Raw genomic sequence first — 15,002 nt, 5'->3', positions numbered from 1 at the left:
CATTTGCGAGCCTCTGCCATGGACGAGACCATCGTTAATGTAACCACCGAGAAGTTCAACGCACTGATCGCCGTGGTGCAGGCGTACGGCGTCGCCTTTGCGGTCAAGATGCTGACCGCCATCGCCTTCTGGATTGTCGGGCGTTGGTTGATCGGTTTTGCGGTCGGCATGGTGCAGAAGGCCCTCGGCAAGCAGAAGGTCGACCCCACCGTGCTGCGATATGTCGGGTCGGCCATCACCGTGACGCTGAACATCATCCTGGTGATTGCCATCCTCGGTTACCTCGGCATGCAGACCACCACGTTCGCCGCGCTGCTCGCTGCGGTCGGCCTGGCCATCGGCATGGCCTGGTCGGGGTTGCTGGCCAATCTGGCGGCGGGTGCATTCATTATTGTCTTGCGGCCGTTCAAGGTCGGCGATTTCATTTGCGCTGGCGGGGTCACCGGTACGGTCATCGAGATCGGTCTGTTCGCCACTGCAATCAACACCCCGGACAACGTGCTGACCCTGGTGGGCAACAACAAAATCTTCAGCGACAACATCCAGAACTTCACCCACAACCCGTTCCGCCGCGTCGATCTCCAGGCGCAGCTGTCGGGCGCGAGCGACTGGAAAGCGGCGGCGGCTTTGCTCAAGGAAAAAATCGCGGCGATTCCCAATGTGCTCGCGACGCCTGCGGTCGATGTGGAAATCATCGAGTTCAATCTGGTAGGGCCGGTGTTGGCGGTGCGTCCTTACTGCCATAACGAACACTACTGGCAGGTCTATTTCGACACCAATCGCGTGATCAAGGATGCCCTCGGCGAAGCCGGTTTCCCGGCGCCGATGCCGGCGCAAACCGTGATCTTCCAGCAAGGCGCCGCACTGCCTGGCGCACTGGCGAAGGAGTGATCGCAGCAAGCGCCGGTGATCATTGAGCCGCTTGGCTTGCAGCGGTTTCTGCAAGTCTGGCGATAACCTTGATTTCGAACGCGAATCCATAGAGCCAGGTGACGCCGACGGCGGTCAATGTCGGATGCGGTGCCTGGCCCCAGAACTCTGGCACCACCTTCCAGATCCTCTCGAATGTCGATTGGGGATCGACCATGAAGACGGTGACGTCCACTACATCGTCGAAGCTGCAACCGGCCGCACTCAAAATCCCGTTCAGGTTGTTGAACGCTTGCCGCACTTGCTCCTCCAGGTCTGCCTTGGGCGAGCCATCCTCGTTACTGCCCACTTGCCCCGACACAAACAAAAAGCCATTGGAGCGGATCGCCGGCGAGTAGCGATTGCGCTCGTAAAGTGCCTGGCGTGCGGGTGGGAAAACGACATCACGTTGGGTCATGACAACCTCCTTCGATTAACGATGGGGAGACTCTAAGGCCAGGCACTTGCCCGATAAACGCGCAACTGCAACTATCACTGTTTGCGAATCCCAAACAATCGAACAGCAATTCGGGGCAGGTATGGACCGTTTCGATGCAATGCAGGCGTTCGCCCGGGTAGTGGAGTCGGGCAGCTTCACCAAAGCCGCCGAGACGCTGCACTTGAGCAAGACCAGCGTCACGCAACTGGTGCAACAGTTGGAGGCGCGCTTGCGGGTCAAATTGCTCAACCGTACGACACGCAAGGTCAACGTCACCGCCGATGGTGCCGTCTATTACGAGCGCGTAGTGCGACTGCTGGCCGATCTGGACGATGCCGAAACCAGCCTGTCGAGTGCCTCGACGGTGCCCAGGGGCAGGCTTCGGGTGGATGTGCCCAGCCCATTGGCCAGTCTGATCCTGGTCCCGGCATTGCCGGAATTTCATGCCCGTTATCCGGATATCCAGGTCGACATGGGCGTCAGTGATCGCATCGTCGATCTGATTGATGAGAACGTCGATTGCGTTGTGCGCGGAGGCGAGTTGACCGATCAATCGCTGATGGCCCGAAGGGTGGGAGACCTGCAATTGAGGGTGTTCGCTTCGCCGGGATATCTGGAGCGTGTCGGCAGGCCATCGCATCCAAAGGATCTGGAAGATTCCGAGCATCGCATCGTCGGTTTCCTGTGGGCGCGAACCGGCAAGGCTTTGCCCTATGCCATGCGCAATCAAAGTGAAAGCCTGGAGATCAAGGGGCGCTACGTGTTGGCGGTCGACGATGGCAACGCTTACATGGCAGCGGGCCTGGCCGGCATGGGCATCCTCTGGTTGCCCGATTACATGTCCAGGCCCTGGCTGGCGAGTGGCCAATTGGTTGCGCTGTTCGAGGATTGGCAGCTCGATCCGATGCCGCTCTACGTGGCGTTCCCCCCGAACCGGCATATCAGCCGCAAGGTACGCGTGTTCATCGATTGGGTCGCTGAGCTGATGGCGCAGCACGCGCCGATTGCGGACCGACGTTCTGCGGCGCAATCCGTGACCTGAACGGAAAAGATCCGCACCAGCGATCGCGGGCTCGCCGGATCAAAGCGCAATGTAGCCGAAGTAAATGAAAGCCATGCCCGCCGCGAGGGCGAACGCGCCCAACGCTTTCGTCGTCGATCGGTTGGTGCGCAGCGCGCCGCTGGAGCGTGGCAAGTGCATGCCTGAATCCAGGGGACGCTCAAAGAGGCCTTCCAGGGTGGCCCGGTAGGTGTAGCGCAAGCCCAGCAGGATAAACAGGGCGATCAGGCCAAGGGAAGATGCATTCAGGAAAACCGGGTCAATCCGCGGCTTGGGCAGCTCGTCTTCGCAGGCGGCACTGTCGATTTCGGCGATGCTTATTCTTCCATTGTTGATTGAAGCCAGCGCAGAACCCTTGAGGTACGACGCTTGTTGCTCCAGGTCCAGCGCCTGATACTGCCACAGCGTTGCCGAACCTTCCCGGCAATAGGTAAAACCGCTCGGGTTGGCAGCGACGATGATACAGGCGTCGTGGATACCACTTTTTTTCAGGGTTTCAGTGGCTGAGCGGGTGAAATCCAGTTCGAGGACAGGAATGACGCCATTGGCAAAAGCCCCGGCCGAGACAAACAAGTTCCCCAAAAGGCAGATGGTAGAAATGTTCAAGGTTGAGTGTCCTTGTTTTTATCGGCTTCTGCAGGAGTCGGCGAGGTTTTGACCCTCACAGATGGAGTCTAGATCGCGAATGACGATGTGATGGCAGAACGTGTGAAAGACAATGCTTCCGTTTATCGAGCGACCGGTGACATGGCACCGCCTTCGATCCTGTGCCTTACTCGAAAACCATACCGGGGAGGGCTGGGGATGCGACACAGAGGCGCAAAGTTCTGGTTATGGCTCAACAATCGGTTACCGGTCAAAATTTATGAAGATGCGCTGAACGACGGTCGGCAGATCGAAGTGCATTCACGCATTACGCAAGAAGGAATGACGCAGGTCTTCATCGGCATCTACGACAATCGTGGTGGCGTGATGTTTGAAGACTTTCAGGATCGCGGTTTCCGCGAACCGCTGGCTTCAGCATTGAAGTGGGGGGCGTCCTGGGCTCGGGAAGTTATTCTGGACATGCAACCTTTCACGGCGCCCCATCGGCCGCAGTTGACGTTGAGCACGGTGATCGCCGACGAATCGATCCTGGCATTGCGGCGGATGGAACTGACTGAAAGTCAGCGACGCAAAATCAGATTCGATGATGCTCGGGCTGAGTATCAAGCCGCTCAGGCGGCCATGCTCGAGTTGATGCGCTCGACCAACACGGTTGACCCAAAAGTATGGGCTGAGCATCAGAATCGATTGCGAGAGGCGATTGACCGCAGGATCTGGGTGCAACGCAGCTACCTGTGCTGAATTTGATCACCCACTGCATTTCGTCGAGGTATTGCGTCTGACGCGGGAGCTGCCGAAGGCTGGATCTTTGAATCTTGCTTTCAAAAACAAAATCAAAAGATCGCAGCCTCGATTCGCTCGACAGCTCCGACAGGCCATGCGTTCGCGGCATCAACCACGTTTGGGCAGTGTCCAGTTCGGCCGGATGAAATGGCAGATGTAACCTTCAGGAAGGCGTTCCAGATAATCCTGGTGTTCGGGTTCTGCCTCCCAGAAGGGGCCAGCGGGCTCGATTTCGGTGACCACCTTGCCGGGCCAGAGCCCCGAAGCGTCAACGTCGGCTACGGTGTCCAACGCGACGCGTTTCTGCTCTTCGCTGAGGTAGTAAATCGCCGAGCGATAGCTGGTGCCCAGATCGTTGCCCTGGCGGTTTTTGGTGCTCGGATCGTGGATCTGGAAGAAAAACTCGAGGATCTGACGATAGCTGATCTGCGTCGGGTCGAAGACGATTTCGATCGCTTCGGCGTGGGTGCCATGGTTGCGGTAAGTCGCATTGGGCACATCGCCGCCCGAGTAGCCGACCCGCGTGGTGATCACGCCCGGTTGGCGTCGCAGCAGATCCTGCATGCCCCAGAAGCAGCCGCCGGCAAGAATGGCGGTTTCGGTGTTCGTCGTCATGGTATGCACCTCCCATCAGATAACGGCCTCGTGGGGGAGGCCGTCAGACCCTCATTGCATCTTGCTGTGATCCATCTTGCTGTGATCCATGTTGCCGTGGTCCATCGTGCCAAGCGCACGAGCCGGGGCATCGACCTTGATCGTTTCTTTCTCGCCCTTGGCGTTTTCCACGGTCAGGGTCAGGGGAACGCTGTCGCCCTCCTTGATCTGCGCCGTCAGGTTCATGAGCATGATGTGATAGCCATGGGGGTCAAAGCTCACGGCCTTGCCGGCGGGCAGGGCAACCGAGTCGACCTGCTGCATGCTCATCACATCGTCCTTCATGCTGGACTGGTGAATCTGCACCAGCTTCGCCACCGGCGACTGCACGCTCAACAACTTGCTGTCGGTGTCTGCCTTGAGGGTCATGAAGGCGCCGCTCGAAGGCTGGCCGGCCACGGTTGCCCGGACCCAGGCGTCGTTGACCTCGGTTTGCGCGGACACCTGCCACGCCATGCCGAGCAGGGAAAGGCCCAGGGCCAGTTGTTTGATGCGTGGCGCGCAGAACGAAATCATCAGCAAACCTCCATGACGGTGAGCAGGTCTTCTGCGCACTCTTGAGCGGTAAGGGACGCGGACAGGCCAAGGCGCAGGTTGCCCCGGGAGTCGAACACGAAACTGGTGGCGGTGTGGGACAGGGTATAGGTGTCGCCGCTCGGGACCTTCTCGAAGAATACGCCGAACTCCTTGGCGGTGGCCGCGGTTTCTTCCAGCGTGCCGTACAGCGCCTCGAAACTCGGGTCGAAGGCTTTGACGTATTGGTCGAGCAATTCTGGGGTATCGCGCTCCGGGTCCAGGGTGATGAAGATCACTTGCAGGCGCTCGCCATCGCGGCCCATCAGTTTTTTCGCCTGGGCGGCGCGGGCCAGGGTGGTCGGGCAAACCGCCGGGCACTGGGTGAAACCGAAGAAGATCATCGGCATCAGGCCCTGATAACTGCCGAGCATCCGGGTTTCGCCCTGGGTGTCCTTGAGCTTGAAGGAACGCCCCATGATCTTGTCGCTCAGGTCCTTGCCGTACTTGAACGACAGCTTGCTGCTGTCATCGCAGCCGGCGAGCAGGCCGAGGCTCAGCAGGCTCATGCCTTGCAGGACCGTGCGACGGGAATACAACGTACTCATGGAAAAAAGCATCCTGTGTAGCGACTGGATATCTACAGTGGCTGATCAATCAGACGAGAAAAAGCGCAGGGATGTTAACAAACTGTTGCCCGTTGGCGCTCAATCGATGGCCGGCCGGTCATGCGCCAAAAGGTCGCGGGCCCGTCAAATACAAGAGAATACAAAGCGCTCGGCTGTCGACACATTGCAGATACAAACATCAGGTTTGATAGGGTCGTCCAATACCTCAAAGAGAGCATCGCCATGTTTCGTAAACTGCAGCAAGCCGCACGTTTCCTGAGCCAGAGCGGACGTTTGATGGTGGGCATGCCCGACTACGACAATTACGTCGCGCAAATGGCGATCAACCAGCCGGGCGAGCCGGTGATGAGCTATGAGGCGTTTTTCCGCGAGCGTCAGGAAGCGCGGTTTGGCCGTGGGAAATGTAATACGCGGTGTTGCTGAGACAAAGATCCCGTCCACAAGGTCATCCAGAACCCCTGTAGGAGCTGAGCTTGCTCGCGATTGCGGTATGTCTGTGACATCAAGGCTGACTGATGCACCGCTATCGCGAGCAAGCTCGGCTCCTACAGGGATTTGCGCACTTTTAAAGCGCGATGTCCGGCAACTTGCACCAGTGCGAAGCGGTTTCCTGAACCATTCCCCCCTGTAACATCAACCTCTGACAATCCTGCTCACTTCGCCAGAAGCGTTGCGGACACGGCTCTGCAGGTCTGTTTCCAGTTTCTGTGCGCGCTTGGCACAAACACTGCATCCACCCCATCAGCGCCATCTGGAAAAGATGGACCGCCCACTCGGTCAACGACGATCGATCAACCGCACAGGTCGTGGGCAATATCGGTGGATCAGGCATGGCCGTCTGGTTTCAACACCGCAAAAGAACAGGCAAAGACGCCTGGAACCGCAAGGTTTCAGGCGTTTTTTTTTGCTTTTTTTCACCGTGATGGGCTTTGGGCAGGTGTCGTTTATGAATTCCAATGTGGCCACTTTGAACAAGCAGCAAACGCTGATCGTCATCGGCAATGGCATGGTCGGACATCACTGTGTCGAGCAGTTGATCGAGCGCGGTGCCCTTGAACATTATCGCTTGCACGTATTCAGCGAAGAGCCGATGCGCGCCTACGACCGTGTGCATCTGTCCGAATACTTTTCCGGTCGCGATGCCGAGTCGCTGGCACTGAGTGACGCGGCGTTGTACCAGACGCCAGGCGTGACCCTGCACCTGGGAGTGCCGGTGCTGGAAATCGACCGTGCCCGTCGCCAGGTGATCACCGCCCAAGGCTCTGTTGCCTACGACAAACTGGTCCTGGCCACCGGTTCCTATCCGTTCGTACCGCCGATCGAAGGCGCCGAAGGCGATTCGCGGCTGGTCTACCGCACCCTTGAAGACCTTGATGCCATTCGCGCTGCTGCAGCCAACGCCAGGCGCGGTGTAGTGGTCGGCGGTGGTTTGCTCGGCCTGGAAGCGGCCAATGCCCTGAAAAGCCTGGGGCTGGAAGCACACGTCGTGGAGTTCGCACCGCGCCTGATGCCGGTGCAACTGGACGATTTGGGTGGGCTGGCGCTCAAGGCGCAGATCGAACGATTGGGCGTCGGTGTTCACCTGTCCCGCGCCACGCAATCGATCAGTGCTGGCGAGCAGTTCCGCTATCGGATGAATTTTGCCAATGACGAATTCCTTGAAACCGACCTGATCGTATTTTCCGCTGGTATTCGGGCGCAAGATGCCCTGGCTCGCCAGTGCGCGCTGGAGATCGGCCCGCGCGGCGGCGTAGTGATCGACGACACGTGCCTGAGCTGCGATCCGAACATTTACGCCATCGGCGAATGCGCATCGTGGAACGGCAGCCTGTTCGGTCTGGTCGCTCCCGGCTACCAGATGGCTCGCAGTGTCGCGGCGCGGTTGTGCGACGACGTCGCCGAACCGTTCCAGGGCGCCGACATGTCGACCAAGCTCAAACTGCTGGGCGTCGATGTCGGCTCCATCGGTGACGCCCATGCCAACACCCCGGGCGCCCGTAGTTACCAGTTCATCGACGAAACCACCGCCAGCTATCGGCGCCTGGTGGTCGATGCCAGCGGCAAACGGGTACTCGGCGCAGTGTTGATCGGCGACAACAGCTATTACGACACGCTGTTGCAATACATGCAGAACGCGATTGCCTTGCCGTCGGAGCCGGCCGCGCTGATCCTGCCGTCGTCCGAAGGTGCGCCGACCCTCGGCCCGGGCGCCTTGCCGCAAGCTGCCACCATCTGTTCCTGCCACAACGTGACCAAGGGCGCCATCTGCTCGGCCATCGACGGCGGCTGCACCGACCTCGGCCTGCTCAAGTCGCAGACCAAGGCCTGCACTGGTTGCGGTGGTTGCGCCGGGTTGCTCAAGCAAGTCTTCGAACATGAGCTGATTGCCCGAGGCGTCAGCGTCGACAAGAGCCTGTGCGAACATTTCGCCTACACCCGACAGGAGTTGTATGCACTGGTGCGGGTGGAAGGGGTGATCACCTTCGAAGAACTGTTGGCCAAGCATGGCCGTGGCCACACCGGTTGCGACGTGTGTAAACCGGCGGTGGGCTCGATCCTGGCGTCGTGCTGGAACCAGCCAATCATGGATCCGTCGCTGGTGCCGTTGCAGGACACCAACGATACGTTCATGGCCAACATGCAGAAAAACGGCACCTACTCAGTGGTACCGCGCATTCCCGGGGGCGAGATCACGGCCGACAAACTGATTGCCATCGGCGTGGTGGCGAAGAAATACGACCTCTACACCAAGATCACCGGCGGCCAGCGCATCGACCTGTTCGGCGCGCAGTTGCATGAATTGCCGGACATCTGGGCGGAGCTGATCGAAGCCGGTTTCGAAACCGGCCACGCCTACGGCAAATCGACCCGCACAGTGAAGTCCTGCGTCGGCAGCACCTGGTGTCGCTATGGCGTGCAAGACAGCGTGCAAATGGCGCTGACCATCGAAGACCGCTACAAAGGCCTGCGTTCGCCGCACAAGCTCAAGTTCGCGGTGTCCGGTTGCACCCGTGAATGCGCAGAGGCCCAAAGCAAGGACGTGGGGGTGATCGCTACCGAGAAAGGCTGGAACCTCTACATCGCCGGCAACGGCGGCATGCGTCCACGGCACGCCGAACTGTTCGCCACCGATCTGGATGACGCGACGCTGATCCGTTACATCGATCGCTTCCTGATGTTCTACATCCGCACCGCCGACAAATTGCAGCGTACGTCGGTCTGGCGCGAAAGCCTGGAAGGCGGCCTGGATTACCTCAAGGACGTGATCATCCACGACAGCCTTGGCCTGGGCGCCGAACTCGAGTCGCAGATGCAATTGGTGGTCAATCGCTATGAATGCGAGTGGGCCAACGCCCTCAAGGACCCGGAAAAACTCAAGCGCTTCCGCACCTTCGTCAACGACAAACGCCCGGACCCGGACATTCACTTTGTCCAGGAGCGCGGCCAACGCCGGCCGATCATGGCCGCCGAACTCAACCTGATCCCTGTCACCGAGGAGACTGTCTGATGAGCCTGTCCAATACTCAGCGCGCTGCACGTGTAGAGAATATCGATGCCTGGCAATCGGTGTGCAGCCAGCAGGATCTGGTGAGCGATTCCGGTGTCGTGGTGTGGCTCGACGGTGCGCAAGTGGCGCTGTTTTACCTGCCGGGCGCGGAGGGCAAAAAACTCTACGCCATCGACAACCATGACCCGCAATCCGGGGCCAACGTGATTGGCCGCGGCCTGGTCGGCAGTATCAAGGGGGATCTGGTGGTGGCGTCGCCGATCTACAAACAGCATTTTCGCCTGGAAGACGGCAGCTGCCTGGAGTATCCACAACAGCGTTTGCGGGTCTGGCCGGTGCGGTTGAAGGAAGGGCGGGTGGAAGTCGGGCTGGCCTGACGTTGTACGCGATTCGCATCAGGAGACGCACATGAAGACAGCCGCACAGTTGCTCAAGCTCAAAGTCGTGGAAAACCAGCAGGTGCACAGCATCGCACCGGATGCCATGGTGCTCGAGGCCGTGAAGAAAATGGCCGAGAAGAACGTGGGCGCGTTGCCGGTGATCGAAAAGGGCGAAGTCGTTGGTGTGATCAGCGAGCGTGACTACGCGCGCAAGGTGGTGCTGCTGGGGCGTTCATCAGTCGGCACCCCGGTCAGGGCCATCATGAGTTCTCCGGTGGTTACCGCTGATAGCCAACAAAGCATCGAGCATTGCATGGCGGTCATGACTGACAGCCATTTGCGGCATCTACCGGTTGTTGAGAATGGCGAGCTGATCGGTTTGCTGTCGATCGGCGATCTGGTCAAGCAAGCCATTGTCGAGCAGGCCGACCTGATTCGTCAGTTTGAACATTACATCCGCGGGCACTGAGACACGTTTTTCATTAGCCACACAAAAGGGGAGGGATCGGAGGGTAGCCGCCGATTCGTCCCCTTTTTTTGCGGGATTATCCAAGCATCAGAATTTGAACGCCTGCCGTCCTACCAACAGCCATTTCCCGTGCTGTTTTTGCCAGATCTGGAAGTTCTCGATTTCAGTCGGGACCACCTCGGTGCCCTTGAGGGCCTGGGCCGAGAAGTGGTGGCGAACCAATGCAACATCGCCGGACAAGGTGATGGTCTGATTCTGCATCTCAAGGGTCTTGAAGGCACTTTTGCCGGTTTCGATGTCGGCGATGAAAGCTTTCTTGTCCTGGATCTTGCCGCTGGAATGACCATAAGTCAGGTTCTCGGCGGTCAATGCCTGCAGTTCGGCGATGTCCTTGTGCAACATGGCCTGGGTCAGGTGATCGACGGCTTGTGCTACTTCCTTGTCCGCGGCAGCAGGAGCGGCTGCAACGTAGCCGCTGAACAGGCAGAAAAATCCGATCAGCAATGTGGTTTTTTTCATGAAGGTTTCCTTGTTGTTGTTTAGGGTGACTGAGCTTGAAAATAGATTTGTCAGTCATCGTACAACCTAGCATGCGCTTGCGGAAAAAAGCGAACTTGCGCCGCAGGTTTTTCTCGAAGTTAAACGTTCGTCACGGTTTTTTATTTCAAGTGTCGGATTTCGAGGAATCAATGCCATGCAGCCCAAAGAACATCCGCGATACGAACTGACGTTGCTGGTGACACTGCTGGTCATCGTCGCGGTTTCCGGTTTTGCCCCGCGCAGCCGGATCGATTGGGCGTTGGAAAATCTGTTGGTGTTGTTGTTGGTGGGTACATTGCTGGCGGTTTATCGGCGGTTTCGTTTGTCTGCGACGTCCATCACCCTGGTATTCGTATTCCTGTGTATTCACGAGTTGGGTTCGCACTACACCTATTCCATGGTGCCTTACGACCGATGGTGTTCCGCCCTTACCGGGTTCAGTTTCGATAAAACCTTTGGCTGGCACCGCAACCATTTCGATCGACTGGTGCATCTGAGTTACGGCCTGTTGATGGTCTTTCCCATTCGTGAAGTGCTGGCGCGGCTGACGCCATTGCGTGGGTTCTGGCTGTTTTTTGTCACCGTGAACATCATGCTTTCCACCTCGGCGGTTTATGAACTGGTGGAGTGGGTGGGCGGCGCTTACCTCGGCGACGACACTGCCAAAGCCTTCGTTGGTGCACAAAACGATCCGTGGGATTCGCAAAAGGACATGGCGCTCGCCATTCTTGGGGCCTTCATCAGCCTGTCGCTGGTTTCGCTGCGCAGCAGCCTGTTCCAACCCGCGTTGCCTACCGCGTGTCGCAAAAACTGCAATCAGTGAAGTCAGCCCTTCAATTCCCTTTTGGTGCAGTCGATAACCTCTTCAGCAATGCAAATTGTGCTGGCGCAAGCCACCCGATAAACGTACGAAGAGGAACCACAGAGTGTCCATTAAACTGCGTTTACTGTTGCTGATCGGCACAGGCGTGATCACTGCCTTGATCATGGGGCTGGTCAGTTACCTGGGCAATGGCCAAATGGCGCAAGCGGTGAAGGACAACGACGTCGGCATGACTGCACTGCGTAACCACCTTGAAGCCGACATGATGCACGACGCCTTGCGCGCCGATGTGCTGTCGGCGATGTTGGTGGGATTGGGCAAAAGCACCAGCAGCCAGGCCGAGGTACGGAGTTCCATCGAGGAGCACTCCACGCGTTTTCGCGAAGTATTGGGCGAAAATTTCAAGCTGCCGGTCAACGACACCTTGAAAACCGCGTTGAACCAAATCAAGCCGAGCCTGGACACCTACATCGGCACCGCCGAACGCATCGTCGCGCTGGCGCTGGAGAATCCGCAAGCCGCGCAAGCGCAACTGGGCACGTTCAACCAGGCTTTCGGCCAACTGGAAGACCAGATGGCGGCGCTCAGCGAGTTGATCGAGAGCAACACGCAACAGACCAGCCAAGGCACAGCGCAAGCCATCAGCAACGCTAACTTCGCACTTGCCTGCGTTCTGGTTGCCAGCCTGTTGCTGCTGTTGGCGCAGGGCCGCTGGGTGATTCTCAGCATCATGGCGCCTTTGCAGACGGCCAGCCGCATTGCCGAGCGCATCGCTCACGGCAACCTCAGCGAAACCATCGTCGAGCCGACCCGCAAGGACGAAGCCAGCACGCTGATTCGCAGCCTCGCCACCATGCAGCGCGATTTACGCGGCATGATCGAAGTGGTGCGCAGCAATGCCCATGGTGTCAGCGGCATGAGCGAGCAACTGAGCAGCGGTTGCCACGAAGTCGCCGGCAGCAGCCAGCAGCAAAGCGCCGCCGCCAGTACCATGGCCGCGGCGGCCAGTGAAATGACGGCAAGCATCGAAGAAATCACCCGGCACGCCGAGCGCGCGCTGGATATGGCCAATCAGGCTGAAGCCTTGGCCAAGGATGGTGGGCGGGTGATCCATCAGGTGGTCAACGACATGGACGGCATCGCCCGCTCGGCGCAGCAGTCAGCGCAGGTGATTCGCACGCTGGACAAGGAATCCGAAGGGATTTTCAGCATTATCCAGGTCATCAAGGGCATCGCCGATCAAACCAACCTGCTGGCACTCAACGCCGCCATCGAGGCTGCCCGTGCCGGCGAACAGGGCCGTGGTTTCGCGGTAGTCGCCGACGAAGTGCGCAGCCTGGCCGGGCGTACCAGCGCCTCGACCCAGGAAATCGCCGCCATGGTCTCGCGCATCCAGCAAAGCACCCGCGAAGCGGTGATCAGCATGGAGGAGGGCGTGGCCCAGGTCGACAAAGGCATGGCCGTGACTGCCGACGTCGAACGCGCCATCCGCGAGATCCTCGAAGCCACGCTCAACACCACGCAACTGGTCAACGATATCAGCCGCACCATCGGCGAGCAGAGCCTGGCCAGCAACGAAATCGCCCATCAGGTCGAGATGATCGCCGGCATGTCCGAAGGCAACAGCAAAGTAATCGGGCAAACGGCTACGACGACGGACGAGTTATCGAACCTGGCCGGGCAATTGTCGCAGTCGGTGGATCGGTTTCGGCTTTGACATTCAAATCATCCGTTGCCTGATAAGTCCTCATCGCGAGCAAACTCGCTCCCATACCGGATTTAGGGCGATCACAAGTTTTGTGTTCGCTGAAGATTATCCGTAGACGCGTGCTTGCTCGCGGATACGCTCCCCTGCCTCCCAATCTATTGGTGTGCCAATGCGGGGAGATTCGGTGTGCCCTAAAAATGACATGCAATGTTTTTTGCAAGTTAAAAAAACATTGCAAAGCGATCATCATGCTGTGAATATGTCTCTGCGAATTTAAAAAAACAAAATCGCATGCGGCACTGATCGAGATCAGGCCATTACAAAAACGACATAAACACAGGCTTGAAGCCGGCACTGCCCCTGGCCGGACTTTGCAGCGAAGGAGAACCTCTCCCGTGAATCGCTTATTGAACAGATCTCTTTGCGTCACCCTGCAAGCGCTCGGCGTCATCGCGCTCGGTGCCGCCATTGCGCAGGCTCACGCTGAAAGCACATTGCGTGTTGGCTTGAACGCCGACATCCGTAGCACCGAGCCTGGCGTCAACCGCGACGAGAACACCGATACCGTCATGCTGCATATTGTCGAAGGCCTGGTAGCCCATCGCGAGGACGCCACTGTCGGCCCGCTGTTGGCCAAGGAAGTTCAGGTTTCCGAGGATGGTTTGACCTATACCTTCAAGCTGCGCGAGGGGGTGCGCTTTCACAACGGCGCAATAATGAGCGCCGCCGACGTCAAGTGGACCTGGTCGCATTACCTCAACCCTCAGACGCAGTGGCGGTGCCTGGCGGAATTCGATGGTCGCGGTGGGGCGAAGATCACCGGTATCACCACGCCGGATCCACTTACCGTAGTGTTCCAGCTCGATCAGCCCAGCGGTTTGTTCCTGGCGTCCATGGCCCGTCCGGATTGTGGCGGTGGGGGCATTCTGCATCCGGATTCGGTCGCGGCGGACGGACGCTGGAAGGCACCGATCGGCACCGGCCCGTTCACGCTGGCCGACTGGAAGCCCGGCCAGTCCGTAGAGCTGGCGCGCTTCAAGGATTACAGCGCCCGTGACGATGCCGGACCGGATGGATTTACTGGCAAGAAGCAGGCCTTGGTCGACACCGTGCGTTTCATGATCATTCCCGATGCGGCTTCGGCCAAAGCGGCGTTGCTGTCAAACAACATCGACCTGCTGCCAGACGTTACCGCCAGCGACGCTCAGGAGCTTAAGGCATTGCCGGGAATTGAGGTGTCGGTCAGCCCGATCATGGCGATCTGCGGCCTGTTGTTCCAGACCAACGATCCACTGCTCAAGGATGTGCGCATCCGCCAGGCCATTGCCCATTCGCTGGATTACGGCCAGATGGTCACCGCGCTGTCCAACGGTTTGTCCGAGCCGAACAACTCGGCAATCCCGCAAACCAGCGCGTTCTACGATGCCACCGCCAAGCAGGGCTACAAGTACGACCCGCAAGAGGCGCAACGCTTGCTGAAAGAGGCGGGGTACCGCGGCCAGCCGATCAAGATGATCGTCAACAAGCGCTACCAACAGATGTTCGACATGGGCGTGCTGAGTCAAGCCATGGCCCAGGCCAGCGGACTGAACATCGAGATGGAAACCCTGGAGTGGGGGACGCAACTGGAGCGCTACCAAAGCGGCAACTACCAGATGATGTCGTTCTCCTACTCATCACGGCTGGACCCTGCGCTGGGCTTCGATTCGTTGATGGGCGACAAAACCAAGGAACCGCGCAAAGTCTGGGATAACCCGCAAGCCCAAACGTTGCTGCGAGATGCGGTGCGCCAGAGTGACACCGGCAAACGCCAAGCGTTGTTCGACCAGTTGCACCGGATGATGATCCAGGACACGCCAATGGTGATCATCTACAACGGCACCATTATCGGTGGTCTGCGTGACAGCGTACGTGGTTACCACTCCTGGCCTGTGGCCAAGCCGCGACTGTGGGGCGTCAGCCTCGCGGCCCAGTAACGCGG

General features: G+C 58.7%; 16 protein-coding genes. 10 read left to right on the top strand and 6 right to left on the bottom strand.

Features of this window, described 5'->3' with window-relative positions:
- Positions 1–18 precede the first annotated feature (18 nt).
- On the top strand, positions 19–891 hold the full coding sequence (locus tag D8U69_RS02495) for a mechanosensitive ion channel family protein (protein WP_130906617.1): 873 nt from the start codon (positions 19–21) through the stop codon (positions 889–891).
- A gap of 19 nt (positions 892–910) precedes the next feature.
- Here the strand turns inward: D8U69_RS02495 and D8U69_RS02490 are convergent, their stop codons facing one another.
- A complete protein-coding gene (locus tag D8U69_RS02490; RefSeq protein ID WP_130906616.1) occupies positions 911–1,327 on the bottom strand; it encodes a RidA family protein in 417 nt (138 codons plus the stop codon).
- Between the two features lie 121 nt (positions 1,328–1,448).
- Between D8U69_RS02490 and D8U69_RS02485 the strand changes: the two genes are divergently transcribed.
- Complete coding sequence (locus D8U69_RS02485; protein ID WP_130906615.1) at positions 1,449–2,390, top strand: LysR family transcriptional regulator; 942 nt, start codon at positions 1,449–1,451, stop codon at positions 2,388–2,390.
- 39 nt (positions 2,391–2,429) lie between these two features.
- On the opposite strand, the gene D8U69_RS29405 is transcribed toward D8U69_RS02485, so the two are convergent.
- A complete protein-coding gene (locus D8U69_RS29405; RefSeq protein ID WP_177434451.1) occupies positions 2,430–3,014 on the bottom strand; it encodes a hypothetical protein in 585 nt (194 codons plus the stop codon).
- A 198-nt stretch (positions 3,015–3,212) separates the two neighbouring features.
- On the opposite strand from D8U69_RS29405, the gene D8U69_RS02475 reads away from it, so the two are divergent.
- A complete protein-coding gene (locus D8U69_RS02475; RefSeq protein ID WP_130904728.1) occupies positions 3,213–3,755 on the top strand; it encodes a hypothetical protein in 543 nt (180 codons plus the stop codon).
- A gap of 150 nt (positions 3,756–3,905) precedes the next feature.
- On the opposite strand, the gene msrA is transcribed toward D8U69_RS02475, so the two are convergent.
- Genes msrA through D8U69_RS02460 form a run of 3 tightly spaced genes read right to left on the bottom strand, consistent with a single transcriptional unit; the run spans position 3,906 to position 5,572 of the window.
- Complete coding sequence (msrA, locus tag D8U69_RS02470; RefSeq protein ID WP_130906614.1) at positions 3,906–4,412, bottom strand: peptide-methionine (S)-S-oxide reductase MsrA; 507 nt, start codon at positions 4,410–4,412, stop codon at positions 3,906–3,908.
- A gap of 51 nt (positions 4,413–4,463) precedes the next feature.
- On the bottom strand, positions 4,464–4,967 hold the full coding sequence (locus D8U69_RS02465) for a copper chaperone PCu(A)C (RefSeq protein ID WP_130904674.1): 504 nt from the start codon (positions 4,965–4,967) through the stop codon (positions 4,464–4,466).
- Complete coding sequence (locus D8U69_RS02460; RefSeq protein WP_056853360.1) at positions 4,967–5,572, bottom strand: SCO family protein; 606 nt, start codon at positions 5,570–5,572, stop codon at positions 4,967–4,969. The genes D8U69_RS02465 and D8U69_RS02460 overlap by 1 nt, the downstream gene beginning before the upstream one ends.
- 243 nt (positions 5,573–5,815) lie before the next feature.
- On the opposite strand from D8U69_RS02460, the gene D8U69_RS02455 reads away from it, so the two are divergent.
- From D8U69_RS02455 to D8U69_RS02440, 4 genes are all read left to right on the top strand, one after another.
- Positions 5,816–6,016 carry a CstA-like transporter-associated (seleno)protein gene (locus tag D8U69_RS02455; protein ID WP_056853361.1) on the top strand — a complete coding sequence of 67 codons (201 nt, stop codon included), beginning with the start codon at positions 5,816–5,818 and terminating at the stop codon, positions 6,014–6,016.
- Positions 6,017–6,539: 523 nt separating this feature from the next.
- Positions 6,540–9,101, top strand: coding sequence for a nitrite reductase large subunit NirB (gene nirB / locus D8U69_RS02450; RefSeq protein WP_130906613.1), 2,562 nt, complete (start codon positions 6,540–6,542; stop codon positions 9,099–9,101).
- Positions 9,101–9,478 carry a nitrite reductase small subunit NirD gene (gene nirD / locus D8U69_RS02445; RefSeq protein ID WP_056853363.1) on the top strand — a complete coding sequence of 126 codons (378 nt, stop codon included), beginning with the start codon at positions 9,101–9,103 and terminating at the stop codon, positions 9,476–9,478. The genes nirB and nirD overlap by 1 nt, the downstream gene beginning before the upstream one ends.
- Positions 9,479–9,509: 31 nt before the next feature.
- Complete coding sequence (locus D8U69_RS02440; RefSeq protein ID WP_056853364.1) at positions 9,510–9,950, top strand: CBS domain-containing protein; 441 nt, start codon at positions 9,510–9,512, stop codon at positions 9,948–9,950.
- An 87-nt stretch (positions 9,951–10,037) separates the two neighbouring features.
- Here D8U69_RS02440 and D8U69_RS02435 read toward each other — a convergent pair whose 3' ends face one another.
- Positions 10,038–10,469, bottom strand: a complete 432-nt coding sequence (locus D8U69_RS02435; protein WP_056853365.1) for a nuclear transport factor 2 family protein — start codon at positions 10,467–10,469, stop codon at positions 10,038–10,040.
- A gap of 175 nt (positions 10,470–10,644) precedes the next feature.
- On the opposite strand from D8U69_RS02435, the gene D8U69_RS02430 reads away from it, so the two are divergent.
- From D8U69_RS02430 to D8U69_RS02420, 3 genes are all read left to right on the top strand, one after another.
- On the top strand, positions 10,645–11,313 hold the full coding sequence (locus tag D8U69_RS02430; RefSeq protein WP_130904678.1) for a DUF2238 domain-containing protein: 669 nt from the start codon (positions 10,645–10,647) through the stop codon (positions 11,311–11,313).
- 103 nt (positions 11,314–11,416) lie between these two features.
- A complete protein-coding gene (locus D8U69_RS02425) occupies positions 11,417–13,030 on the top strand; it encodes a methyl-accepting chemotaxis protein (protein ID WP_130906612.1) in 1,614 nt (537 codons plus the stop codon).
- A 422-nt stretch (positions 13,031–13,452) separates the two neighbouring features.
- A complete protein-coding gene (locus tag D8U69_RS02420; RefSeq protein WP_241667847.1) occupies positions 13,453–14,997 on the top strand; it encodes an ABC transporter substrate-binding protein in 1,545 nt (514 codons plus the stop codon).
- The last annotated feature ends 5 nt before the right edge of the window (positions 14,998–15,002 follow it).

The sequence above is a fragment of the Pseudomonas sp. Sample_16 genome (assembly GCF_004307665.1).
GTDB lineage: Bacteria > Pseudomonadota > Gammaproteobacteria > Pseudomonadales > Pseudomonadaceae > Aquipseudomonas.
The sequence above is the reverse complement of the archived record's forward strand: the minus strand, read 5'-3'. Positions and strand labels throughout refer to the sequence as shown.